The sequence below is a fragment of the Streptomyces sp. NPDC048185 genome (assembly GCF_043202495.1).
Lineage (GTDB): Bacteria > Actinomycetota > Actinomycetes > Streptomycetales > Streptomycetaceae > Streptomyces.
Genome location: NZ_JBIDAN010000009.1, coordinates 70,746 through 94,537, shown reverse-complemented (window position 1 = coordinate 94,537; position 23,792 = coordinate 70,746). Strand labels below are relative to the sequence as shown.

Here is a 23,792-nt window from a genome sequence, read left to right as displayed (position 1 = left end):
GGGGTTGACAACCGAATTGGTCTGGACCAAGTTGGGCGCGCTCCACCCTCCCCATCTCCCCCCTGTCCGGAGGCACTTGTGGAACGCTCCAGACCTCTCGCCCGACGACCCCTCGTCACGCTGCTCACCGCCACGGCTCTCGCCGTGTCCGGCATGACCGCGCTCTCGTCGGCCGCCCGTGCGGCCGACGCGGACCTCGCGAGGAACGGCGGCTTCGAAACCGGTCTCGACGGCTGGACCTGCACGGCGGGCACGACCGTGACCTCACCCGTGCACGGCGGCACCGCCGCGCTGAAGGCCACCCCGGCCGGCGCCGACAACGCCCGCTGCGCGCAGACGGTGACCGTGAAGCCCGACTCCGCGTACACGCTGTCGGGGTACGTCCGCGGCACGTACGTCTACCTCGGCGCGAGCGGCACCGGCACCACCGACGTCTCCACCTGGGCCCAGTCCGCCCCCGACTGGCAGCGCCTGACGACCACCTTCCACACCGGCCCGACCACGACCAAGGTCACCGTCTACACCCACGGCTGGTACGGCACCGGCGCCTACCACGCCGACGACATCTCCCTGACCGGGCCCGGCGGCGAGACGGGTCAGCTCCCGGCGGTCCCCGCCGGTCTGACGGCCGGCTCCGTCACCTCCTCCAGCGTCGCCCTGTCATGGTCACCCGTCCCGGGCGCGACGAGCTACGCCGTCTACCGCGACGGCGCCAGGGTCCGCACGGTCACCGGCACCTCCGCCACCGTGACCGGCCTGACCCCGTCGACGGCGTACGCCTTCCAGGTCGCGGCGGTCAACGACGCCGGTGAGTCCGCACGGTCCGCGACGGTCACCGCCACCACCGCCCAGGGCTCGGCCGGCGGCGGCTCCGGCCTCCCGGCCCACGCCCTGGTCGGCTACCTCCACGCGAGCTTCGCCAACGGCTCCGGCTACACCCGCATGGCCGACGTGCCCGACAGCTGGGACGTCATCGACCTGGCCTTCGGCGAGCCCACCTCGGTCACCTCCGGCGACATCCGCTTCACGCGCTGCCCGGTCACCGAATGCCCGAACGTGGAGAGCGACGCCGAGTTCAAGGCGGCGATCAAGGCCAAGCAGGCGGCCGGCAAGAAGGTGCTGATCTCCATCGGCGGCCAGAACGGCCAGGTGCAGCTGTCGACGACCGGGGCCCGCGACCTGTTCGTCTCCTCCGTCTCGAAGATCATCGACGAGTACGGCCTCGACGGCCTCGACATCGACTTCGAGGGCCACTCCCTCTCGCTGAACGCCGACGACACGGACTTCAGGAACCCCAGGACCCCGGTGATCGTCAACCTGATCTCGGCCCTGAAGACCCTGAAGGCCAAGTACGGCGACGGCTTCGTGCTGACCATGGCACCGGAGACCTTCTTCGTGCAGAACGGCTACCAGTTCTACGGCACCGGCAAGTGGGGCGGCCAGGACCCGCGCTGCGGCGCCTACCTCCCGGTCATCCACGCCCTGCGCGACGACCTGACCCTGCTGCACGTCCAGGACTACAACTCGGGCCCGGTCATGGGCCTCGACAACCAGTACCACTCCATGGGCGGCGCCGACTTCCACATCGCCATGACGGACATGCTGCTCACCGGCTTCCCGGTCGCGGGCGACGCGAACAACGTCTTCCCGCCGCTGCGCCCCGACCAGGTCGCCATCGGCATGCCCGCCTCCACCAACGCGGGCAACGGTCACGTCTCCCCGGCCGAGGTCACCAAGACCCTGAACTGCCTGACCAGGAAGACCGACTGCGGCTCGTACGCGACCCACGGGACCTGGCCGGGGCTGCGCGGCCTGATGACCTGGTCGGTCAACTGGGACCGGTACGCGAACTGGGAGTTCCAGAAGAACTTCGACGCGTACTTCGGCTGAGCGGCACCCACACACCCGTCAGCAGCACCGCCCCCAGGCACCAGCTGGCCACCACGTCCAACGGCCAGTGGTAGCCCCGGCGGACCAGCCCGTAGGAGACGCCGAGGACGAGGACGGCGCAGAGCGCGACGAGCAGGCGGCGGACGGCCGGCGCGCGCAGCAGCGGAAGGAGCAGCAGCGTCGCCGCGCCGTACGCGACGACCGCGGTGGCGGTGTGGCCGGAGGGGTAGTAGCCGACGGCCGGCGGCACCGCCGGGGTGCCGGGACGGTCGGTCCACTCCTTCAGCGGGGCGACCAGCGCCGGCACCAGGACCATCGCCGCGGCCCCGGCGAGCGGCGGCAGCCACCAGCGGTCCACACCTCTGGCGCGTTGGCACCACGCGACGCCGGCCAGCGCGACGGCGAGGACGGGCACCGCCACCTGCACGTTGCCGAGGTCGGACAGCACCTCGGAGAACCGGTCCGGATGGACGAGCGCCCGGCTCACCCGCTCGTCCAGCCCCACCAGCGGCCCGTCGGCGACGACCTGCCAGGTGATCAGCGCGAAGAGGAGGACGGGGGCCCCGAGCAGCAGCATGGGACACAGCTTGGCAAACGACACCGAAGGGCCGGCACAAGGGGGGGAGTGTGCCGGCCCTTCGGTGAACCACCGTCCCGGGTGCCCAGGAGGCGTCCTGAACGGAACGTCGCGCGCCCCGGGGGGTTTGGGGCGGGCGACCGTCCGATCGGTGAGGAGACCCGAAACCCTCGGGTTCCGGTTGTGTGCGCGAGGCACGACCAGGTCGAAGCTGGGGAGGCCCCGGCCTGAGCTCCGCCCACGGTCCCCCGTGGGCGGGGTGTATCTCTCATCTGCCTAGAACCTACGGCAGGGGCTGGGCTCAGGACAGAGGCATCCGCGTCCTGACATCCACCCCGCACACCTTCTTCACACGCTCTGCGGCTCGCCGCGTCAGGCGTGCGAACCGCAGCTCGGATGTGCGTACGGGCGGTCGCGCACGTGCTCGAACACAGGCGTGCGCGTGCCGGGTCAGACGCGGGCGAAGCCCTGCTCGATGATGTCGAGGCCCTCGTTCAGCAGGTCCTCGCCGATGACCAGCGGCGGCAGGAAGCGCAGCACGTTGCCGTAGGTGCCACAGGTCAGGACCAGCAGGCCCTCGGCGTGGCAGGCCTTGGCCAGCGCGGCGGTCGCCTCGGGGTTCGGCTCCTTGGTGGCGCGGTCCTTGACCAGCTCCACGGCGATCATCGCGCCGCGGCCCCGGACGTCGCCGATGATGTCGAACTTCTCGGCCATGGCGGTGAGGCGGCCCTTCATGACCTCCTCGATCCGCTTCGCCTTCGCGTTGAGGTCGAGCTCCTTCATCGTCTCGATGGCGCCGAGCGCACCCGCGCAGGCGACCGGGTTGCCGCCGTAGGTGCCGCCGAGGCCGCCGGCGTGGGCGGAGTCCATGATCTCGGCGCGGCCGGTGACGGCGGCCAGCGGCAGGCCGCCCGCGATGCCCTTGGCCGTGGTGATCAGGTCCGGGACGATGCCCTCGTCCTCGCACGCGAACCACTGGCCGGTGCGGCAGAAGCCGGACTGGATCTCGTCGGCGACGAAGACGATGCCGTTGTCGGCGGCGAACTGCCGGATCGCCGGCAGGAAGCCCTTGGCCGGCTCGATGAAGCCGCCCTCGCCGAGCACCGGCTCGATGATGATCGCGGCCACGTTCTCGGCGCCGACCTGCTTGGCGATCTGGTCGATGGCCTGGGCGGCGGCCTCCGGACCGGCGTTCTCCGGGCCGGTCGGCCAGCGGTAGCCGTAGGCGACCGGCACGCGGTACACCTCGGGCGCGAACGGGCCGAAGCCGTGCTTGTACGGCATGTTCTTCGCCGTCAGCGCCATGGTCAGGTTGGTGCGGCCGTGGTAGCCGTGGTCGAAGACGACGACCGCCTGGCGCTTGGTGTACGCGCGGGCGATCTTGACGGCGTTCTCGACGGCCTCGGCGCCGCTGTTGAACAGGGCCGACTTCTTGGCGTGGTCGCCCGGGGTCAGCTCGGCCAGCGCCTCGGCGACGGCGACGTAACCCTCGTACGGCGTGACCATGAAACAGGTGTGGGTGAAGTCGGCGAGCTGGGCGGACGCCTTGCGTACGACGGCCTCGGCGGAGGCGCCGACGGAGGTCACGGCGATGCCGGAGCCGAAGTCGATCAGGCTGTTGCCGTCGACGTCCTCGATGACGCCGCCACCGGCGCGCGTGACGAAGACGGGCAGCGTGGAGCCCACGCCCTGCGCGACCGCGGCGGTCCGGCGGGCCTGCAGCTCCTGCGACTTCGGGCCGGGAATGGCGGTGACGACGCGGCGCTCCTGCGGAAGTGCGGTCATGGGGGCTCCTGTGGATCTTTTCGGACGCTTGCCTTCTTTTCTCGCAGGCTAGGACCGGGAGCGGGGGGTGGGCATGCTCCATGTGGGCGTTGTCCGCGCCACCGGTTGTCCGCCGTGGACAGGTGGCCCGTACGGCGGCAAGTGGACACATCGAGGCGGACCCGGCCGCGTAAGCGGTGAACTCGCCCTGCCAGGGCGTTAGATTGGCTCGCTGATGGTGGACGGAGCGGCTGGTCAGGGGGCAAGGGCGATGGACAGCGACGGCATGCGGGACACGCGGGGTACGCACGCCAATCCTGTGCCGCGCCCGGCAGGGCCTCCCCAGGTGCCCGCGGTGCCGCCGCGGCCCGCCCGGCAGCCCGGGACACCCCCGGCACCGGCCGTGCCCCCGCTGCCGGACGGCTCGGCGTTCCTGACCTGGCTGCGCACCCCGCGCCCCGAGGCGCTGCCCGGCGTGTGGCGCTTCGGGCACCGGCCGAGGCCGGAGGAGGAGCCCGAGCGGATCCCGGCCCGGCAGCTGCTGAGCGGGGCGCTGATCGCCTTCCTCGTCGGCTGGCTGATCTGGTCACTGCTGTGGAACGGCTACCTCGGCGGCTGGTGGCTGCTGCCCCTTTACGCGATGATCCCGGACTCCTGGGCCGAACCGCACAGCTTCGGCGCGGTCGTGGCCGTCTACGCCTACTACGTCCTGGTCGCCGCGGTCATCATGGTCGGTGTCGGCCGGCTCGGCCGCTGGAACGAGATCTGGCGCCGCTACGGGCCGCCGGCCTGGCGCCGCACCGCCCCGGGCGCTGGCCCCCCGCCGGCCCCCGAGGAGGACCCCGCCGCCTGGCCCGCCCTGCGTGCCGCCGGTGCCGCCGACGCCGCCGAGCGGCTCGCCGCCGACGCCCGCTCCGGGCTGATGCGGGACGTCGACCACGCCCGCATCGCCCGCGCCTGGCAGGGCGTGATGCGCGGCCGGCACAGCCTCGCCACCTTCACGAGCGCGGTGCTCACCCACGGCGCCGGCGCCTGCCCGCACCCCTCCGGCGCCCGCGACCTGCCCTCCCGGCAGGCCCGGCACGACCTGGTCACCGGCCAGGTGCGGCTCGGCACCACCGCCGACGACGACCGCAACCCCTACGCCTACCGCGGCGCCGGCCTCGCCCTCGGCCCCGACCTGCTCGGCACCTCCCTGCTCGCCGTCGGACCGGCCGGGTCCGGCAAGACCGGCGCCGTCGTGCGCCCCGTCGCCGAGTCGCTGTGCCTGCACGCCCTCGCCGGACGCGCCGCGCTCGTCGTGGTCGGCGCGGCCGGTGCCGGACTGGGCCCGGCCGACGCCTACGACGTCGTCGTGCGCGTCGGGAACCCCGACTCCGTGTACGACCTCGACCTGTACGGCGGCACGACCGACCCCGACGAGGCCGCCGCCGTGCTCGCCGAGGCACTCGTCGGCGACCTCGCCGACCCCCACCCGGGCAGCGACAGCCGCCGCTCCACCACCGTCCTCGCCCAGCTGCTCGGCCCGTTCCGTGCGGTGCACGGACGCTTCCCCGGCGTCCCCGAGCTGCGGCAGCTCCTCGACGGCACGCCCGGACCGCTGGCCGAGCTGCGCCAGGGGCTGCAGGAGACCGGGCAGGAGTCGTTGCTGCGGGAACTGGACGCCCGCGAGCGCCAGCTGGGACACCCCGGTGACGTGGCCGGCGTCCTGGCCGACCGGGTGGCGCTCCTCGACCGGCCCGCCTTCGCCTCCTTCTTCGACACCTCGGGGCAGACGCGGCCGTTCTCCCTCAAGGCCCTCGACCACCCGGTGCGGGTCCGCATCGACCTGCCCGAACGCGGCCACGCCGACGCCTCGCGCATCCTGGCCCGGCTGGTGCTCGCCCAGTTCACGGCGAGCGTGTCGGTGCGGGAGGACCGGTCACTGTTCGCCTGCCTGGTGCTGGACGACGCGAGCGGCGTCGTCACGCCCGAGGCCGTGCGGGGCGTCCAGCGGCTGCGCTCCGCGGGCGCCGGGGTCGTCCTGACCCTGCGCACCCTGGACGACGTACCGCGTCCGCTGCGCGGGCCGCTGCTCGGGTCCATCGGGTGCCGGATGGCACTGTCCGGGCTCACGCCCTGGGACGGGCAGGACTTCGCCGAGGTGTGGGGCAAGGAGTGGACCGAGGCCCGGGACGTCACCGACCGGCAGATCATCGCCGAGACCCCGGCCGGCAAGGCCGTGCACATGCTGCGCCGGGTGATCACCGGCAAGGCGCCCACCGCGCGGGCGGTCACCGTGCGGCAGGTCGAGCGGGAGCGGTGGTCGGCGTCCGAGCTGGCGCACGCGGTGCCGGCGGGGCACGCGGTGCTGTCCCTGACCACCGTGGGCGGCGAGCACGCACCGCCGCTGCTGGTGGATCTGCGCGGTTAGCCCCCCGGCCGGGGCCTCGGTCGCGGCGGCTTCGACCCCTGGTCGCGGCGGCTTCGCCCGGGGAAGCGATCACGCCTGGGGTCTCGGCCCGGGGGACACCCGCGGCCGAGGTCTCGGTCGGCTGAGGTCTTGGTCAGGGACGCGCGCGGCTCAGGACTGGGTCGGGCCGGCGCCCGCGGAGTGCTCTTCGGCCGGGGACGCGCCCGCGGCGGACCGTACGGTGAGGCAGAATCGACACAGGCCGTTCATACGCGGCGGCCAAAAGATCACCGAGATTCCGCAGCGCTCTCGCACACCTGACGCAGATCTGAAGGCCCCATGCCCCCCACGCTCGCCTCGCTCGTCCACCACTCCGCGCTCAAGCTGACCGTGCGCGCGGGCGAGGACCGCCTCGACGTGCCGGTCCGCTGGGCCCACTCCAGCGAGCTCGCCGACCCCGTGCCCTACATGGAGGGCGGGGAGCTCCTGTTGATCACCGCGCTCAAGCTGGACGCGGAGGACCCGGGGGCGATGCGCCGGTACGTGAAGCGGCTGGCCGGGGCCGGCGTGGTCGGGCTCGGATTCGCCGTCGGGGTCCACTACGAGGACATCCCCGACGCGCTGGTCCAGGCCGCGCGGGGAGAGGGCCTGCCGTTGCTGGAGGTCCCGCGCCGCACCCCCTTCCTCGCCATCAGCAAGGCCGTGTCCGCCGCCATCGCCGCCGACCAGTACCGGGCGGTCACGGCAGGCTTCGCGGCCCAGCGGGAGCTGACCAGGCAGGCGCTGACCGACGGGCCCGAAGGGCTGCTGGCCGCGCTGGCCGGGCAGGTCGACGGCTGGGCGGCCCTGTACGACACCGCGGGCGCCGTCGTCGCCGCGGCACCCGAGTGGGCGGGCCGCAGGGCGGCGCGGCTCACGGCGGACGTGCAGCGGCTGCGGGACCGGCCGGCACCCGCCTCCTCCGTGGTCGGGGGCGACGGCGACTCCGAGCAGCCCGAGAACGCGGACCGGGTCGAGCTGCACTCCCTCGGCACCTCCCGCAAGGCCCGCGCGGCGCTCGCGGTCGGTACGGCCGCGCCCCTCGGCACCGCCGAACGGTACGCCGTCCACTCGGCCATCGCCCTGCTGACGCTCACCACGGAACGCTCCCGCTCCCTGCACGCCGCCGAGCAGCGCATCGGCGCGGCCGTGCTGCGCATGCTGCTCGCCGGTGAACCGGACCACGCCCGCGCGGTCGCCGGGGACCTGTACGGCGACCTGCTCGACGCGCCCTTCCGCATGATCGTCGCCGAGCCCGCGTCGGCCTCGGCCGCCCGGGCCGCCGCCGGACCCCGGCCCCGGGTGCCCGCCGCCAAGCCCTCGGCCGCCGCGCTGGCCGCGGCCGACACCGGCGGCGACCCGCTCGGCGCCCTCGCCGAGGTCGTCGAGTCGGCGGCCGCCCGGGCGGGAGAGGCGGTGCTGGTGGTGCCCGACGGGGAGCGTCTCGTCGTCCTGGCCACCGACCAGGGCGCGGCCGTCGCCGCCTGTGCCGCGTACACGGCGGCCCTGGAGACGTCCCGGCCGACGCCCGAGCCGGTGACGGGCGGCGACGAGGAAGGGCTGGTCGTCGGCCTGTCGGCGCCGTCCGGGCCCATCGCCGCGTCCGCCGCCTACAAGCAGGCCGAGCAGGCACTGTCGGTGGCCAGGCGCCGAGGCCGCGTCTGCGTGGAGCACGAGCACCTGGCGGCGGGCTCGGTACTGCCGCTGCTCGCCGACGACGCGGTGCGCGCCTTCGCCGACGGACTGCTGCGGGCGCTGCGCGACCACGACGCCACCGGCCGCGGCGACCTGGTGGCCTCCCTGCGGGCCTGGCTCTCCCGGCACGGCCAGTGGGACGCGGCGGCCGCCGACCTGGGCGTCCACCGCCACACCCTGCGCTACCGGATGCGCCGCGTGGAGGAGATCCTCGGCCGCTCCCTGGACGACCCGGACGTACGGATGGAGCTGTGGCTGGCCCTGAAGGCGACGGCACCCGAGTAGGTGCCGCGCGCGCGGCCGCACCCCGCCAATCCGTCGAAGCCCCGCCCCCCACCACTACGCCCCGGACAAACGCCACCCGCCGTCCCCCGACCTACCGTGGACTCCGCACCCCGTACACACACCCCCAACGCGGAAGGGCCGGGACTCCCTATGACTTCCACCCACGCCTTCTGGCTCGCCGGCCGCCAGGCCACCGGTGAGGACACCTTCGACGTCACGTCCCCGTGGGACGGTCGCACCGTCGCCACGGTGAGCCTGCCGACCGACGACCAGGTCGAGGAGGCCGTGGCCGCCGCGTACGCCGTACGGGACGAGTTCGCCGCCACCCCCGCCCACGTCCGCGCCGCCGCCCTCGACCACGTCAGCCGCCGCCTGGTCGAGCGCACCGAGGAGCTCGCCCGGCTGATCTCCGCCGAGAACGGCAAGCCGATCAAGTGGGCCCGCGGCGAGGTCGGCCGCGCCGTGTCCGTCTTCCGCTTCGCGGCCGAGGAGGCCCGCCGCTTCAACGGCGGCGAGGCGCAGCGCCTGGACACCGACGCCGGCGGCCAGGGCCGGCTCGCCCTCACCCGCCGCTTCCCCAAGGGCGTCGTCCTCGGCATCGCGCCGTTCAACTTCCCGCTGAACCTGTGCGCCCACAAGATCGCCCCGGCGATCGCGGCCGGTGCCCCGATCATCCTCAAGCCGGCCCCCGCCACCCCGCTGTCCGGCCTGATCCTCGGTGACCTGCTCGCCGAGACCGAGCTGCCCGCCGGCTCCTGGAGCATCCTGCCGGTCTCCAACGACCGCATGCCCGCCCTCGTCCAGGACGAGCGGCTGCCGGTCATCTCCTTCACCGGCTCCGAGACGGTCGGCTACGCGATCATGGACTCGGTGCCGCGCAAGCACTGCACCCTGGAGCTCGGCGGCAACGGCGCGGCCGTCGTCCTCGGCGACTGGGCGAGCGACGAGGACCTCGACTGGGCCGCGACCCGCATCGCGACCTTCTCCAACTACCAGGGCGGCCAGTCCTGCATCTCGGTGCAGCGCGTGATCGCCGACGCCGCCGTGTACGACCGTCTGCTGCCGCGCATCGTCGCCGCCGTGGAGGCCCAGGTCACCGGCGACCCCAACGACGACGCCACGGACGTCGGCCCGCTGGTCAGCGAGGCCGCAGCCGAGCGCGTGGAGTCCTGGGTCGACGAGGCCGTCGCCGCGGGCGCGAAGCTCCTGACCGGCGGCAAGCGGGACGGCGCCTCGTACGCGCCCACCGTGCTGACCGACCTGCCGGCCGATGTCACCCTCGCCTGCGAGGAGGTCTTCGGTCCCGTGCTGAGCGTGCAGAAGGTGAACGGTGAGGACGAGGCGTTCGCCGCCGTCAACGACTCCAAGTACGGCCTCCAGGCAGGCGTGTTCACCCACGACCTGCAGGCCGCCTTCCGCGCACACCGCGCCCTGGAGGTCGGCGGCGTCGTCGTCGGCGACGTGCCCTCCTACCGCGCCGACCAGATGCCGTACGGCGGCGCCAAGCAGTCCGGCGTGGGCCGCGAGGGCGTCAAGTTCGCGATGGACGACTACACCTACGAGCGGGTGCTGGTGCTGACGGGCCTCGCCCTCTGACCCACCCCGAGAAGGCCGACGGCCCGAGCCCACTGTGCGGGGGTTCGGGCCGTCGGCGTGCCGGCTCCCTCCGGACCCTCAACCGGAGAAGCCGACGTGCGCGAGCCGCAGTGAGCCGCGCAGCCTGATGGTCAGATCGTGCACGCCCTCGGCGGTCAGCGGGGCGTCGAGCTCCACATAGTCGTACGGGCCCGGCGTCGGCGCCCGCGGTGACAGCACCGCCGCCGAGGGGCCCCCGTCGAGGGAGAGCTCCACCGTGCCCCCGCCCGACACCGCGACGGTCACCCGGGTGACGCCAGGGCCGAAGTCGCAGGCGCGGTAGAGCAGTTCACCGGAACCGCCCGCGACCGGCGTCACCGCGTCGCCCGCCGCCTTGGCGCGGTCCACGATCTCCGTGCCGCTCTGCTCGTCGAAGCCGGCCGCCTCCAGGCCCCGTTCGAGCACCGGGCGCGGTGCGGCGGGCTCCCCGTCGAGCACGACCGTCGTCTCCAGGCGCACGTCCTCGCTGGAGGCGCCGGCCAGCAGGGCGTAAGGGCCCGGCTCCAGCCGCCACCGGCCGTGCGCGACGTCCCAGAACGCGAAGGCGGACAGCGGCACCTCGAAGGACACCTCCGCCCGCTCGCCCGGGGCCAGGGTGAGCCGCCGGTGCGCCACCAGCTCCCGGCGCGGACGCGCGACCGAGGGAGCGTCGGCGCGGGTGTAGAGCTGCGCCACCTCGTCGGCGGTGACGTCCCCCGTGTTGGTCACCGTGAAGGACACGGACACCGAGCCGTCCCCGGCCCGGGCCGAGAGGTCCCCGTACGTGAAGGAGGCGTACGACAGGCCGTGCCCGAAGGGGAACAGCGGGGCCCCCTCGAAGTACAGGTAGGTCTGACGGCCGCCGATCACGTCGTAGTCGAGCAGACCGGGCAGGTCGGCGTCGTCGGCGTACCAGGTCTGCGGGAGCCGCCCGGCGGGGGAGACGTCACCGGCCAGGACCCGGGCCAGCGCGGTGCCGGCCGCCTGCCCGCCGTGCGCGGTCCACAGCACCGCCGGGAGGGTCCCCGCGTCGACCGCGTAGGGGTAGGCGGAGACCAGCGCCAGCACCGTGCGCGGGTTGGCGGCGCGGGCCGCGCGCAGCAGCCGTTCCTGGTGGTCCGGCAGCCGCAGGGTCGTACGGTCCTCGGTCTCCCGGCCGTTGATGTGCGGGTCGTTGCCCGCCACCACCACGACCACGTCGGCCCCGGCCGCGGCCCGCGTCACCGCGTCCTCGCCGCGCTCGTCGACGACCAGCTCGAAGACCTCGCCGTCCGTGCCGTCCGCGGCAACCTTCACGCCGTCGGCGGCGACACAGACCGGACGACCCGTCCCCAGGTGCCGGAGGAGGTGCCCGTTCCCATGGCGTTCCAGGCGGAACGTCTCCTGCACGACCCAGCCGCCGGGCTGGTCGGCGGAGGCGCGGACGAAGCCGTCCTCGGCGACCGACAGGTACCGGCCGTCGCGGGCGCGCAGGGTGAGCACGCCCTCGCCCCAGTCGACGAGGGCGAGTTCGCTGCCGGTGGCGTCGGTGGTGAGCGGCGGCAGGTCGGTGCGGCCGGCGATCAGCGCCGGGTCGAGGGCGCCCTCGGCGCCGGGCGCCCGGTCGGCGGAGTCCTCCGCCGGGAGCACGTGCAGGAACGTACCGGCGGCGGTCTTCAGCCGGACCCGGTCCACGCCCTCCGCGAAGTCGGTGTTCCGGGCGCCGAACCGCTCGTACAGGCCCTCCAGCGGGGTGGACCGGTGCAGGAGCGTGCCGCTGTACCAGTCGAGCTTGCACTCGTCGGCGAGCAGTCCGACGACGGCGACACGGGTGTCCGGGGCCAGCGGCAGCACGCCGTCGTTCTTGAGCAGGACGACCGCCTGCTCGGCGGCCTCCTGGGCCAGCGCGCGGTGCTCCGGGGTGTCGAACTCGGCGGTGGCGGCGTACGGGTCCTGCTCCGGGTCGAACTCGCCGAGCCGGAAGCGGACCGAGAGCTGGCGGCGCACGGCCGCGTCGAGGTCGGCCTCGGTGAGCAGCCCCTGCTCGAGGGCGCCCCGGAGGCGCGCGACGATCTTCGTGGAGTCGGTGCCGTGGTCGGTGAAGCTGTCCACCCCGGCGACCAGCGCGGCGGCGGTCGCCTCCTCGTGGGTGTCGAAGTAGTGCTCGGAGTCGACCAGGTTGGAGGGGGCGCCGGCGTCCGAGCAGACCAGCAGCTCCTCGTCCGTCCAGGCGCGCAGGTGCTCGCGCAGATACGGGGAGACGTGGTTCGGACGGCCGTTGACCAGGTTGTACGCCGGCATCACTCCGGCCACCGCGCCCGCCTCGACCGTCTCGCGGAAGGCGCGCAGGTCGTACTCGTGCAGGACGCGCGGGCGGACGGACGACGAGGAGGTGTCGCGGTCGGTCTCGTTGTTGTGGGCGAGCCAGTGCTTGAGCACGGGTGCCGTGCGCCAGTAGGTCGGATGGCTGCCGCGCAGTCCGCGGGTGTAGGCGGTGGCGATGGCCGAGGTGAGCTTCGGGTCCTCCGAGTAGCCCTCCTCGTTGCGGCCCCACAGGGGGTGGCGCAGCAGATTGACGGTCGGGGACCACACGTTGAGGCCGACGCGCTCGTCGCGGGCGCGCATCGCCCGGGCCTCCTTGGACACGGCCTCGCCGACCCGGCGCACCAGGTCCTCGTTCCAGGTGGCGCCCAGCCCCACGGCCTGCGGGAACACGGTCGCCGGGCCCATCCAGGCCACCCCGTGCAGCGCCTCCTGGCCGGTGCGGAACGCGGCGATGCCGAGCCGCTCGACGGCCGGGGCGAACTGGTGCAGGAACGCGGCCTTCTCGTCGAGGGTCAGCCGCGACAGCAGGTCGTCGACGCGCTTCCCGAACGGCAGGTGCGGATCACGGAAAGGCGGCGTGGGCGGCGTGGGTGCGGTCACGTGGAGTTCCCCTTGCGATGGAGCGGCGGGACGCTTTCGAAGCGCTTCGATGCTCATTCGGCGCCGGGTCGGGTGTCAAGCCGTATCCACGCACCAACTCCGACTTCTCGTCACTCTCCAAGTGCCGCATGAACACGGTCAGTCGTCCGCCGACCCGGCACACCTCGGAGGAATCTTGGAAGGACCCTTGTGCGCCCCCAGGGGTTCACTTAACCTCGCAGCAACATCGAAGCGCTTCGACTATGGAGGCGATGGACCCGGGGACGCACCGCGGGTGCATCCGGACCCGCGCATTCCTCCGACGACCGCTTCAGCTCAGCCAGTTCCACTGAAGACACCGCAGCCGACGGCCACCGCCGGGTGTCCTGGTGCGCCATGAAGGGTTGACGCAATGACGCCGAACGCCGCCTCCGGCCCCAGCCGGAGAAAGTTCCTCGCCTCCACGGCGGTCGCCACCGCAGCGGTGGCGGGAGGGATGCCGCTGCTCTCCGCCTGCGGCGGATCCGACGGCGGCTCGCGCGACGGCACCACGTCGGGCAAGGAGGCCGAGAAGCTGCTGCCGGCGTACGTGGCCAGCAACGTGGTCACCCCCGACCTCCCCAGCAAGAACGGCTCCGCGGTCGGCTTCACCGGCAAGCTCGACCTCGCGGACCTGAAGACCTCGGTGCCGAAGAAGCTCGGCAAGGGCGGCCGGGTCACCGTCATGTCGCCGTTCTGGGGGTCGCCGCCCAAGGAGGACAACGCCTACTACAAGGCGATGAACGACCTCATCGGCGTCGACGTGGTCTGGCAGAACCAGGACGGCAACACCTACGACCAGAAGCTCGGCGCGGTCCTCGCCTCCAGCGAGGTGCCCGACGTCGTGGTCGTCCCCGGCTGGAACATGACCGGCAAGATCCCCAGCGCCATCATCGGCAAGTTCGCCGACCTCGGCCCCTACCTCTCCGGCGACGCCGTCAAGGAGTACCCCAACCTCGCGGCGATCCCCACCGACGCCTGGCAGCGGTCCATCTTCGGCGGCAAGCTGCGCGGCCTGCCGATGCCGTCCTCGTACGTGTCCGGCATCCTGCCGCTGTACCGCCAGGACGTCTTCGAGAAGGAGGGCTACGAGGTCCCCCGGTCCTGCGACGAGTTCATGGCGCTGGCCAAGGAGGCCACCAACGCGAAGGCCAAGCGCTGGGCCTGCCTGGACATGAAGTGGACCGCCTTCAACGCCTTCGGCGTGCTCTCCGGCAACGAGAAGTCCCTCGGCTGGAACGAGGTCGACGGCAAGCTGGTCTACCGCGCCGAGACCGACGAGTACCTCGAGGCCCTGGAGTGGACGCGCAAGCTGTTCGCCGCCGGCGTCGTGCACCCCGACGCCATGCTGGGCAAGAGCAACGCCACCGACCCCGGGCCCAAGTTCGCCGCCGGCGAGTTCATCGTCTACAACCAGGACATCTCCCAGTGGTGGAGCCGCACCGCCGAACAGGCCACCCAGAACCCCGAGTTCAAGGTCTGGGGCATGGACTTCTTCGGGCACGACGGCGGTGAACCCACGCTGTGGGCGCAGAACCCCGCGAGCATCTTCGCCTTCGTCAACAAGAAGGCGTCCAAGTCCGTGATCCGCGACGTGCTGGCCGTCGCCAACGTCACCGCCGCGCCGTACGGCACCAAGGAGTACATGGCCACCAACTACGGCGTGGAGGGCACCCACTACACCGTCAAGGACGGCGTGCCCACCAAGACCGACCAGGGCAACATCGACGTGATGAACGCCTACGTGATGGTGGCGAGCCCCGCCGCGACCATCGCCCACCCCGACTTCCCCGACGTCGCCAAGGGACAGGTCGAGTGGCAGCAGCGGATGGGCGCCTTCACCAAGAAGCCCACCTTCTACGGCATGCAGATCACCGAACCCGCCCGCTGGACCAACCTCGCCAACGACTTCGAGCAGCTGGAGGACGACATCGTCCGCGGCCGCAAGAAGGTCAGCGACATGCAGCGGGCCGTCTCCGACTGGCGGAGCAAGGGCGGCGACGAACTGCGCGACTGGTACAAGAAGCTGCTCGACGACAACGGCACGGCGGCGGGCTGACCGGTACCGAGGCAAGGAGAACGGCCGTGTCCCACAGCACGGTGCCTCGGACCAGGGCCGAGGCCGATGCGACGAAGAAGACCCCGGTGGCGTCCGGCGACGCCACCGGGCCCCGGAAAGGCAAGAAGAGCACGGGGAACCTCAGCCTGCGGCTGAGGTTCCGGCGCGACCGCGTCCTGCTGCTGATGACACTGCCGGCCGTCCTGCTGGTGCTGCTCTTCAACTACGTACCGATCCTCGGCAACGTCGTCGCCTTCCAGGAGTACGACCCCTACATCAGCGACAACGGGATCGTCTCCATCCTGCACAGCCCCTGGGTGGGCCTGGAGAACTTCCAGCGGATCTTCGAGGACTCCGCCTTCTGGAACGCCGTACGGAACACGCTGGTGCTGTTCCTCCTCCAGCTCGTGCTGTACTTCCCGATCCCCATCCTGCTCGCGCTGCTCATCAACAGCGTGGTCCGGCCCCGGGTGCGGGCGATCTCGCAGGCCATCCTCTACCTGCCGCACTTCTTCTCCTGGGTGCTGGTCATCGCCGTCTTCCAGCAGCTCTTCGGCGGTGCGGGTCTCCTCTCCCAGCTGCTGCGCGACCACGGGTACGACGGACTCAGCCTCATGACCGACCCGGACACCTTCAAGTTCCTGGTCACCGCGCAGAGCGTGTGGAAGGACGCCGGCTGGGGGATCATCGTCTTCCTCGCCGCGCTCGCCTCCGTCAGCCCCGACCTGTACGAGGCCGCGGCGATGGACGGCGCGGGCCGCTGGCGCCGCATGTGGCACGTCACGCTGCCCGCGCTGCGCCCGGTGATCGCCCTGCTGCTGGTGCTGCGCGTCGGCGACGCCCTGACGGTGGGCTTCGAGCAGATCCTGCTGCAACGCGACGCCGTCGGACCCGGAGCCGCGGAGGTCCTCGACACCTTTGTGTGGTGGAACGGCGTCCGCAACCAGGACTTCGGATACGCGGCCGCCGCCGGGCTCGTCAAGGGCGTCATCAGTCTCGGCCTGGTCCTGATCGCGAACAAGGTGGCCCACCTCATGGGCGAGCAGGGGGTGTACAAGAAGTGACCGCCGTGCAGGAAGTGACCGCAGTGGTCGACAAGCCCGCGCGCGGGCCCGGCCGTTGGGCGGCCCCGCCCCGGCCGGTGTGGGAGGAGAAGCCCAGCCGGGCCGGACTCGCCGGCAAGGGGCTGGTGCTGCTCCTGGCCTGCGTGGGGATCCTCTTCCCGCTGTGGATCGTCGTCGTCACCAGCCTCTCCTCGCGCAAGGCCATCGACGAGGCGGGCGGGCTGGTGATGATCCCGAAGGACATCACCTTCGTCGCGTACCAGGAGCTGCTGAGCGGCGGCCAGGTCACCCGTGCCGCGCTCGTGAGCATCGGCATCACCCTCGTCGGCACCCTGTTCTCGATGGCGGTGTCGGTGCTGTGCGCCTACGGTCTGTCCCGCACCGGCTCGCTGGGCCACCGCTGGATCCTCATGGTGCTGCTGGCCACGATGTTCTTCAGCGCGGGCCTCATCCCCACCTACCTGCTGGTGCAGTCCCTCGGCCTGACGGACAGCTACCTCGCGCTGATCCTGCCCAGCGCGATCAGCGTCTTCAACATCCTGGTGCTGCGCGGCTTCTTCATGGGCATCTCCCAGGAGCTGACCGACAGCGCCCGCATCGACGGCGCCGGGGACCTGCGCATCCTGTGGCAGATCGTCCTGCCGCTGTCCCGGGCCGTCGTCGCGGTGATCACCCTGTTCTACGCCGTCGGCTACTGGAGCGCGTGGTTCAACGCGTCCCTGTACCTCAACGACCAGGACATGCTGCCCCTGCAGAACGTCATGATCCAGCTCGTGCAGAAGCAGGAGGCGCCGGTCGGCCTGGGGCAGGCGATCAAGACCGGTGAGCTCTCCGGTCTGGCCGTGCAGATGGCCGTCATGGTCATGGCCCTGCTGCCGGTCGCGGTGCTGTCGCCGTTCGTCCAGCGTCACTTCAAGAAGGGGATGCTGACGGGTGCGGTGAAGGGCTGACGCCCTGAGCGGCGGGGCGGCTCGCGTGACTTCTTCGGCAGCGGCGCCGTCGTGGCTGGTCGCGCAGTTCCCCGCGCCCCTCCTGTCCCTTCACTCTCCGTCCCTCACATAGCGAGGTATGTCATGTCCACGTACTGCCCGGACAGGCGCGCCGTACTCGCCGCGGCGGGGGCCGGTGCTGCACTGGCCGCCGTTCCTGTCGCCCCCGCGCGAGCCCGGGCCGCCGAAGACGTCCGGAACACCCGCTACCGCTGGCGGAACGTCGTCATCGGAGGCACCGGGTTCGTCACCGGCGTCATGTTCCACCCCCGCGTCCGCGGGCTCGCCTACGCCCGCACCGACATCGGCGGCGCCTACCGCTGGGACGACCGCGCCGCCCGCTGGACCCCGCTGCTCGACCACCTCGGCTGGGACGACTGGAACCTCCTCGGCGTCGAGGCGATGGCCGTCGACCCCGCCCACCCGGACCGGCTCTACCTGGCCTGCGGCACCTACGCCCAGGCCTGGGCGGGCAACGGCGCGGTCCTGCGCTCCGACGACCGCGGCACCACCTGGCAGCGCACCGACCTCACCGTGAAGCTCGGCGCCAACGAGGACGGCCGGGGCACCGGCGAGCGGCTCCTGGTCGACCCGCGCGACAGCGGCACCCTCTGGCTGGGCACCCGGCACGACGGCCTGTGGAGGTCCACCGACCGCGGCGCCACCTGGGCCCCCGCCCCCGGCTTCCCGGCCGCCCCGACCCCGGGCGGCCAGGGCGTCACCCTCCTCGTGGCCGCGGGCCGCACCGTCTACGCCGGCTGGGGCGACGCCGGCGGCACCGCGCCCAACCTGTTCCGCACGGCCGACGGCCGCACCTGGGACGCGGTCCCCGGGCAGCCCTCCGGCACCGCCGCCAGGGTCCCGGTCCGCGCCGCGTACGACGGGCACGCCCGCGAGCTGTACGTGACGTACGCCGACGCACCCGGACCCAACGGGCAGTCGACCGGCAGCGTGCACAGGCTGCGCACCACGAACGGCCGCTGGAGCGACGTCACGCCGGCCGTGCCGGGCGGCACCGACACCTTCGGCTACGGCGGCGTCGCCGTCGACGCCCGCCGCCCCGGCACCGTCGTCGTCTCCACCAACAACCGCTGGGCGGCGGTCGACACCCTGTTCCGGACCACCGACGGCGGCCGTACCTGGACGTCCCTCAAGGACTCCGCCGTCCTCGACGTGTCGGAGACGCCCTACCTCGCGTGGGGCGGGGAGCAGCCCAAGTTCGGCTGGTGGATCCAGGCCGTCGCCGTCGACCCGTACGACGCGCGGCACGTGCTGTACGGCACCGGCGCCACCCTCTACGGCACCCGCGACCTCAGGCGCTGGTCCCCGCGGATCCGCGGCCTGGAGGAGACGTCCGTGACCCAGCTGGTCTCGCCCCCGACGGGCGCGGCGCACCTGCTCAGCGGGTCGCGGGACATCGGCGTGATGTACCACGAGCGGCTCACCGCCTCCCCGGCCCGCGGCATGGCGACGAACCCCGTGTCCGGATCGGCGACGGGCCTCGCGCAGGCGGCGCGCAGACCGGCGTACGTCGTCCGGGCGGGCTGGGGCGATCACGGCAACGGCGCGTACTCGGAGGACGGCGGCATCAGCTGGGCGCCCTTCGCGGCCCAGCCCGCCCTCGCCGAGCAGGCACCGGGACCGATCGCCGTCAATGCCGACGGCAGCGTGCTGCTGTGGTCCTTCGTCCACTGGGACGGCACCAGGTATCCGGCCCACCGCTCGGCCGACAACGGCACGACCTGGGCCGAGGTGCCCTCCTTCCCGAAGGGCGCCACACCGGTCGCCGACCCGGTGGACCCGGCGCGCCTCTACGCGTACGACACCGACACCGGAACCCTGTTCGCCAGCACCGACGGCGGCCTCTCCTTCACCGCCCGCGCCGGCGGACTGCCCTCCGGCGACAGCCAGTTCAAGCTCGCCGCGGCGCCGGGACGCTCCGGCGACCTGTGGCTCAGCACCAAGGACAACGGCCTGCACCGCTCCACCGACGGCGGCGTCACCTTCGCCGTGGTCGGCAGCTGCCGGTCCTCCCACACCCTCGGCTTCGGCAAGGCCGCCGACGGCGCCGGCTACCCGGCGATCTACCAGGTCGGCTCCACCGGGACCGGCACCGCCGTCCACCGCTCCGACGACGAGGCGAAGAGCTGGACGCGGATCAACGACGACCGGCACCAGTGGGGCTGGACCGGCGAGACCATCACCGGCGACCCGCGCGTCCACGGCCGTGTCTACCTCGCCACCAACGGCCGCGGCATCCAGTACGGGGAGCCCGCATGACGCCCGGCCTCGCGGACGCCACCCGCGGCCGCCTCCTCTTCGGCGGCGACTACAACCCCGAGCAGTGGCCCGAGGAGACCTGGCACGAGGACGTCCGCCTCATGAAGGCCGCCGGCGTCAACTCCGTCACCCTCGGCGTCTTCTCCTGGTCGAAGCTCGAACCCCGGCCCGGCGTGCACGACTTCGCCTGGCTGGACCGCCTCATGGACCTGATGCACGCCCACGGCATCGGCGTCGTCCTCGCCACCCCCACCGCCGCGCCCCCGCCCTGGCTGGGGCGCCTCCACCCGGACACCCTGCCCCGCGACGAGGACGGCCGCACCGAGTGGTGGGGCGGCCGGCAGCACTTCTCGCACTCCAGCGCCACCTACCGCCGCCACGCCGCCGCCGTCACCGAGGCCCTGGCCGCCCGCTACGCCGGCCACCCGGCTCTCACCATGTGGCACATCAACAACGAGTACTGCACCTTCGACCACGGCGACGAGGCCGCCGCGCGCTTCCGCCGCTGGCTCCAGCGGAGGTACGGCACCCTCGAGGCCCTCAACACCGCCTGGGGGACGGCCTTCTGGAGCCAGGGCTACGGCGACTGGGAGGAGATCCTCCCGGCCCGCCGCACCCACTACCTGAAGAACCCCACCCAGGTGCTGGACTTCCGCCGCTTCACCTCCGACATGCTCCTGGAGTGCTTCACCGCCGAACGCGACATCGTCCGCCGCCACACCCCGCACATCCCGGTCACCACCAACTTCATGCCGCTGTGGCACGGTCAGGACGCCTGGCGCTGGGCCGAGGAGGAGGACGTCGTCTCCGTCGACCTCTACCCCGACCCGCGCGACCCCCTGGGCGCCCAGCACGGCGCCCTGGTCCAGGACATGACCCGCTCGCAGGCCCGCGGCCCCTGGATGCTGATGGAGCAGGCGGCCGGAGCCGTGAACTGGCGCGGCGCGAACCACCCCAAGCCGCGTGGCCTGAACCGCCTGTGGTCCCTCCAGGCCGTGGCGCGCGGCGCGGACGCCGTCTGCTACTTCCAGTGGCGCCAGTCGCGGCAGGGCGCGGAGAAGTTCCACTCAGGCATGGTCGGCCGTGCGGGGGAGCAGGGCCGTACGTACCAGGAGGTCGGACGGCTCGGCGCCGACCTCGCGAGGCTCGGCCCGCACGTGGCGGGCACCCGGATCACGGCCGACGTCGCCGTCCTGCACGACTGGCACTCCTGGTGGGCCGGCTCCCAGGACGGCCGCCCCTCCACCCGCTTCGACTACCCGGACGTCCTGCACGCCTGGCACCGGGCACTGTGGGAGGCCCACCTCGTCACCGACTTCGCCCACCCCGAGCACGACCTGACCCCGTACCGGGCGGTCGTCGTGCCGCAGCTCTACGTGCTCACGGACGCCGCGATCGACAACCTCGTCGCCTACGTCCGCGGCGGCGGCACCCTCGTCTGCGGCTTCCTGACCGGCGTCGCCGACCAGGACGACCGGATCAGGGAGGGCGGCATGGACATTCGGCTGCGCGACCTGTTCGGCATCCGCACCCTGCACGAGTGGTGGCCCCTGGAGACGGACGAGACCGCGGCCTGCGACGGCTTCCGGGGCACGCTGTGGTCGGAGGAGATCGAACCCGACGGCACCGCCACCGAGACCGTCGCGTACCAGGGCGGCGAGCTGGACGGGCTCCCGGCCGTCCTGCGCAAGGGCCGCGCGTGGTACGTGTCGACCCTGCCGGAACCGGACGCGCTGCGCGCCCTGCTCGCCCGTGCCGCCGCCGACGCGGGCGCCCGCCCGGTCCTCGACGGCCTGCCGGCCGAGGTGGAGGCGGTGCGCCGCGGCGACCTGCTGTTCCTCCTCCACCACGGCCGCGAGCCGGTCACCGTCGACGTGCCCGGCACCCACCGCGACCTGCTGACCGAGGAGACCGTCACCGACCGCGTCACCCTCGGCCGCTACGGCGTGGCGGTCCTCGCGGGGCCGGACTCATGACCGGCGGACCCGTGCACGGCACCTGGGAGCCCGAGCCCGCCGCCCGCTGGGAGGACGCCTTCCTCAGCGGCAACGGCCACCACGGCGCCCTGGTGTTCGGCGATCCACAGGCCGACCGGGTCGTCGTCACCCACCACACCCTCGTACGCCCGGACGGCGACGACGAGCACCGCCGGCCACCCCGGCTCGCCGCCGAACTCCCCGCGCTCCAGGACCGCCTGCTGGCCGGCGACACGACCGCCGCCGAGGACTTCACGGACGGCCGCCCGCTCACCTGGGTGCGGCCCTTCCACCCGGCGTTCCAGATCCGGCTGAACCGGCCCCCCGGCGACACCGGCCGCTCCTACCGACGCTCCGTCGACTTCACCACCGGCGAGACGACCGCCACCCGCTCCACCTGGACCAGCCGGGTCTTCGTCTCCCGCGCCGACGACGTGATCGTCCAGCACGTCACCGCCCCGCACCTCACCCTCGACATCTCCCTCGACCCCCGCCTCCCGGGCGCGCCCGCCGGCCTGGGCATCGGCCACGGCGCCGTGCTCACCCCCGAGGGCGCCCTGCTCAGCCTGCGCGCCCGCTACCCCGGCAGCGACCTGGCGTACACCGGCGTCACCCTGGTCGTCGTCACCGGCGGCGCCACGAGGCTGGTCCCGCCCGGCGTGCTCGTCGAGGGCGCCACGGAGGTCCTGCTCCTCACCCGGGTGCACCGGCACACCGGCGAACGGGACGTGGCCGCCGAAGGACGCGCCCTGCGCGACCTGGCGGCCGGGAACCTCCCCGACGGAGCGGACGGGACCTCGGACGACGGGCCGGAGGACACGCCGTACGACGCCCTCCTCGGCCGCCACCTCGCCCTGCACCGCACCGCCTACGACCGCGTCACCCTCGACCTCGCCGCCGACCCCGCCGAACGCGCCCTGCCGGGCTCGGCCCTGCTGGAGCGGCCTCGCGGCGCGGCCCTCCTGGAGCGCCTCTTCGCCGCCGGCCGCTACCACCTCCTGTCGGCCTCCGGCCTGCTCCCGCCCCGCCTGACCGGCCTGTGGACCGGCGACTGGAACACCGCCTGGTCCGGGGCGTTCACCACCAACGCCAACCTCAACCTCCAGACGGCCTCCGCCGCCGCGGCCGCCCTGCCCGAGGTCACCGAGGCACACGCGGCCCTGGTCCACGGGCAGCTGCCCGACTGGCGGGACAACGCCCGCGCGATCTTCGGCACCCGAGGTGTCGTCGCGCCCTCGCACACCGACGGAGAGACCGGCCACACCTGCCACTTCAGCCGCGAGTACCCCCTGCACCTGTGGACGGCCGGCGCCGACTGGCTGCTCAAGCCCCTCGTCGACCACGACGAGACCTACGGCACCCGCGACCCGCGCACCACCGCCGCGCTCGCCGAAGCCGCCCTCTTCTACGAGGACTTCCTCACCCGCACCGACGGCGAAGGCCGGCTCGTCGTCGTCCCCTCCTACTCGCCCGAGAACCGGCCCGCGAACGCGAGCTGGGGCACGCTCGACGCGGCCATGGACCTCTCCGCCGCCCGCCACGCCCTGCGCACCGCCGCCGACCGCCACCCCGAACACGCCGACCGCTGGCGGGCCCTCGCCGACCGGCTCCCGCCGCACCGGATCAACGCCGACGGCGCCCTCGCCGAATGGGCCCGGCCCGGCCTGGCGGACACCTACGACCACCGCCACCTCAGCCACCTCTACGGGGTCTGGCCGCTCGACGAGATCACCCCCTACGACACCCCCGGCCTCGCCGAGGCCGCCCACCGCGCCCTCGAACTCCGGGGCGCCGAGAACGACTCCGCCCACGGCCACCTCCACCACGCCCTGGTCGCCGCCCGGCTCGGGGACGGCGCCCGGGTCGCCCACGCGCTCGGCCGGGTGCTCGACGGCGACTACTTCCACACCTCCCTGATGAGCGCGCACTACCCCCACCGCGACGTCTACAACGCCGACGCCGCGCACACCCTCCCGGCCGTGCTCGTCGAGATGCTCGCGCAGTCCACACCCGGCCGGCTGGTGCTGCTCCCCGCGCTCCCCGCCGACTGGCCCGAAGGCGAACTCAGGGGCGTACGCACCCGGTTCGGTGCCGCACTCGACCTCAGCTGGTCGCCCGACGGCACCGCGACGGCCGTCCTGCGCCCGGACCGCACCCACCGCATCGACCTCAGGACCCCCTCCGGCGCCGAAACGCTCGACCTCGTCGCCGGGGAGAACCGCGTCATCAGCGTCAAGGCGCGGTAG

Annotated in this window: 13 protein-coding genes; 10 read left to right on the top strand and 3 right to left on the bottom strand. The window is 73.2% G+C overall.

The annotated features are described in order from the left end of the window. The first annotated feature begins 78 nt into the window (after positions 1 to 78). Positions 79 to 1,890, top strand: a complete 1,812-nt coding sequence (locus ACGF3H_RS25220; RefSeq protein ID WP_362489269.1) for a glycoside hydrolase family 18 protein — start codon at positions 79 to 81, stop codon at positions 1,888 to 1,890. Here ACGF3H_RS25220 and ACGF3H_RS25215 read toward each other — a convergent pair. Together ACGF3H_RS25215 and gabT are read right to left on the bottom strand one after the other, a co-directional pair. Beyond that, positions 1,829 to 2,467, bottom strand: a complete 639-nt coding sequence (locus tag ACGF3H_RS25215) for a phosphatase PAP2 family protein (RefSeq protein ID WP_362489271.1) — start codon at positions 2,465 to 2,467, stop codon at positions 1,829 to 1,831. The two genes, ACGF3H_RS25220 and ACGF3H_RS25215, sit on opposite strands and share 62 nt — an antisense overlap. 450 nt (positions 2,468 to 2,917) lie before the next feature. Further along, positions 2,918 to 4,252, bottom strand: a complete 1,335-nt coding sequence (gene gabT / locus ACGF3H_RS25210; RefSeq protein WP_351016664.1) for a 4-aminobutyrate--2-oxoglutarate transaminase — start codon at positions 4,250 to 4,252, stop codon at positions 2,918 to 2,920. 250 nt (positions 4,253 to 4,502) lie between these two features. Here gabT and ACGF3H_RS25205 point away from each other — a divergent pair, with 250 nt between their 5' ends. The 3 genes from ACGF3H_RS25205 (at position 4,503) to ACGF3H_RS25195 (ending at position 10,238) form a co-directional block, all read left to right on the top strand. After that, positions 4,503 to 6,644: an ATP-binding protein gene (locus ACGF3H_RS25205; RefSeq protein WP_362489274.1), complete on the top strand. Its 2,142-nt coding sequence runs from the start codon at positions 4,503 to 4,505 to the stop codon at positions 6,642 to 6,644. Between the two features lie 318 nt (positions 6,645 to 6,962). Then, positions 6,963 to 8,642 carry a PucR family transcriptional regulator gene (locus ACGF3H_RS25200; protein ID WP_362489276.1) on the top strand — a complete coding sequence of 560 codons (1,680 nt, stop codon included), beginning with the start codon at positions 6,963 to 6,965 and terminating at the stop codon, positions 8,640 to 8,642. A gap of 150 nt (positions 8,643 to 8,792) precedes the next feature. Continuing rightward, on the top strand, positions 8,793 to 10,238 hold the full coding sequence (locus tag ACGF3H_RS25195; protein WP_362489278.1) for an aldehyde dehydrogenase family protein: 1,446 nt from the start codon (positions 8,793 to 8,795) through the stop codon (positions 10,236 to 10,238). 78 nt (positions 10,239 to 10,316) lie between these two features. Here the strand turns inward: ACGF3H_RS25195 and ACGF3H_RS25190 are convergent, their stop codons facing one another. Continuing rightward, entirely contained in the window at positions 10,317 to 13,160 is a 2,844-nt protein-coding gene (locus ACGF3H_RS25190; RefSeq protein WP_362489280.1) for a glycoside hydrolase family 3 C-terminal domain-containing protein, read from the bottom strand. A 391-nt stretch (positions 13,161 to 13,551) separates the two neighbouring features. Here ACGF3H_RS25190 and ACGF3H_RS25185 point away from each other — a divergent pair, with 391 nt between their 5' ends. From ACGF3H_RS25185 to ACGF3H_RS25160, 6 genes are all read left to right on the top strand, one after another. Further along, positions 13,552 to 15,237 carry an extracellular solute-binding protein gene (locus ACGF3H_RS25185; protein WP_362489282.1) on the top strand — a complete coding sequence of 562 codons (1,686 nt, stop codon included), beginning with the start codon at positions 13,552 to 13,554 and terminating at the stop codon, positions 15,235 to 15,237. Positions 15,238 to 15,263: 26 nt separating this feature from the next. Next, positions 15,264 to 16,301, top strand: a complete 1,038-nt coding sequence (locus tag ACGF3H_RS25180; RefSeq protein ID WP_362489284.1) for an ABC transporter permease subunit — start codon at positions 15,264 to 15,266, stop codon at positions 16,299 to 16,301. A 14-nt stretch (positions 16,302 to 16,315) separates the two neighbouring features. Further along, positions 16,316 to 17,251: a carbohydrate ABC transporter permease gene (locus ACGF3H_RS25175; protein ID WP_362489307.1), complete on the top strand. Its 936-nt coding sequence runs from the start codon at positions 16,316 to 16,318 to the stop codon at positions 17,249 to 17,251. 123 nt (positions 17,252 to 17,374) lie between these two features. Next, a complete protein-coding gene (locus ACGF3H_RS25170) occupies positions 17,375 to 19,570 on the top strand; it encodes a 1,4-beta-glucanase (RefSeq protein ID WP_362489286.1) in 2,196 nt (731 codons plus the stop codon). After that, positions 19,567 to 21,546: a beta-galactosidase gene (locus ACGF3H_RS25165; RefSeq protein WP_362489288.1), complete on the top strand. Its 1,980-nt coding sequence runs from the start codon at positions 19,567 to 19,569 to the stop codon at positions 21,544 to 21,546. The genes ACGF3H_RS25170 and ACGF3H_RS25165 overlap by 4 nt, the downstream gene beginning before the upstream one ends. Next, a complete protein-coding gene (locus tag ACGF3H_RS25160; protein ID WP_362489290.1) occupies positions 21,543 to 23,792 on the top strand; it encodes a glycoside hydrolase N-terminal domain-containing protein in 2,250 nt (749 codons plus the stop codon). Before ACGF3H_RS25165 ends, ACGF3H_RS25160 begins: the two co-directional genes overlap by 4 nt.

Excerpts from the sequence above, each read along its gene's own strand:
- ACGF3H_RS25215 (WP_362489271.1), bottom strand. The coding sequence starts at position 2,467 with ATGCTGCTGCTCGGGGCCCCCGTCCTCCTCTTCGCGCTGATCACCTGG.
- gabT (WP_351016664.1), bottom strand. The coding sequence starts at position 4,252 with ATGACCGCACTTCCGCAGGAGCGCCGCGTCGTCACCGCCATTCCCGGC.
- ACGF3H_RS25205 (WP_362489274.1), top strand. The coding sequence starts at position 4,503 with ATGGACAGCGACGGCATGCGGGACACGCGGGGTACGCACGCCAATCCT.
- ACGF3H_RS25200 (WP_362489276.1), top strand. The coding sequence starts at position 6,963 with ATGCCCCCCACGCTCGCCTCGCTCGTCCACCACTCCGCGCTCAAGCTG.
- ACGF3H_RS25195 (WP_362489278.1), top strand. The coding sequence starts at position 8,793 with ATGACTTCCACCCACGCCTTCTGGCTCGCCGGCCGCCAGGCCACCGGT.
- ACGF3H_RS25185 (WP_362489282.1), top strand. The coding sequence starts at position 13,552 with ATGACGCCGAACGCCGCCTCCGGCCCCAGCCGGAGAAAGTTCCTCGCC.
- ACGF3H_RS25170 (WP_362489286.1), top strand. The coding sequence starts at position 17,375 with ATGTCCACGTACTGCCCGGACAGGCGCGCCGTACTCGCCGCGGCGGGG.
- ACGF3H_RS25165 (WP_362489288.1), top strand. The coding sequence starts at position 19,567 with ATGACGCCCGGCCTCGCGGACGCCACCCGCGGCCGCCTCCTCTTCGGC.
- ACGF3H_RS25160 (WP_362489290.1), top strand. The coding sequence starts at position 21,543 with ATGACCGGCGGACCCGTGCACGGCACCTGGGAGCCCGAGCCCGCCGCC.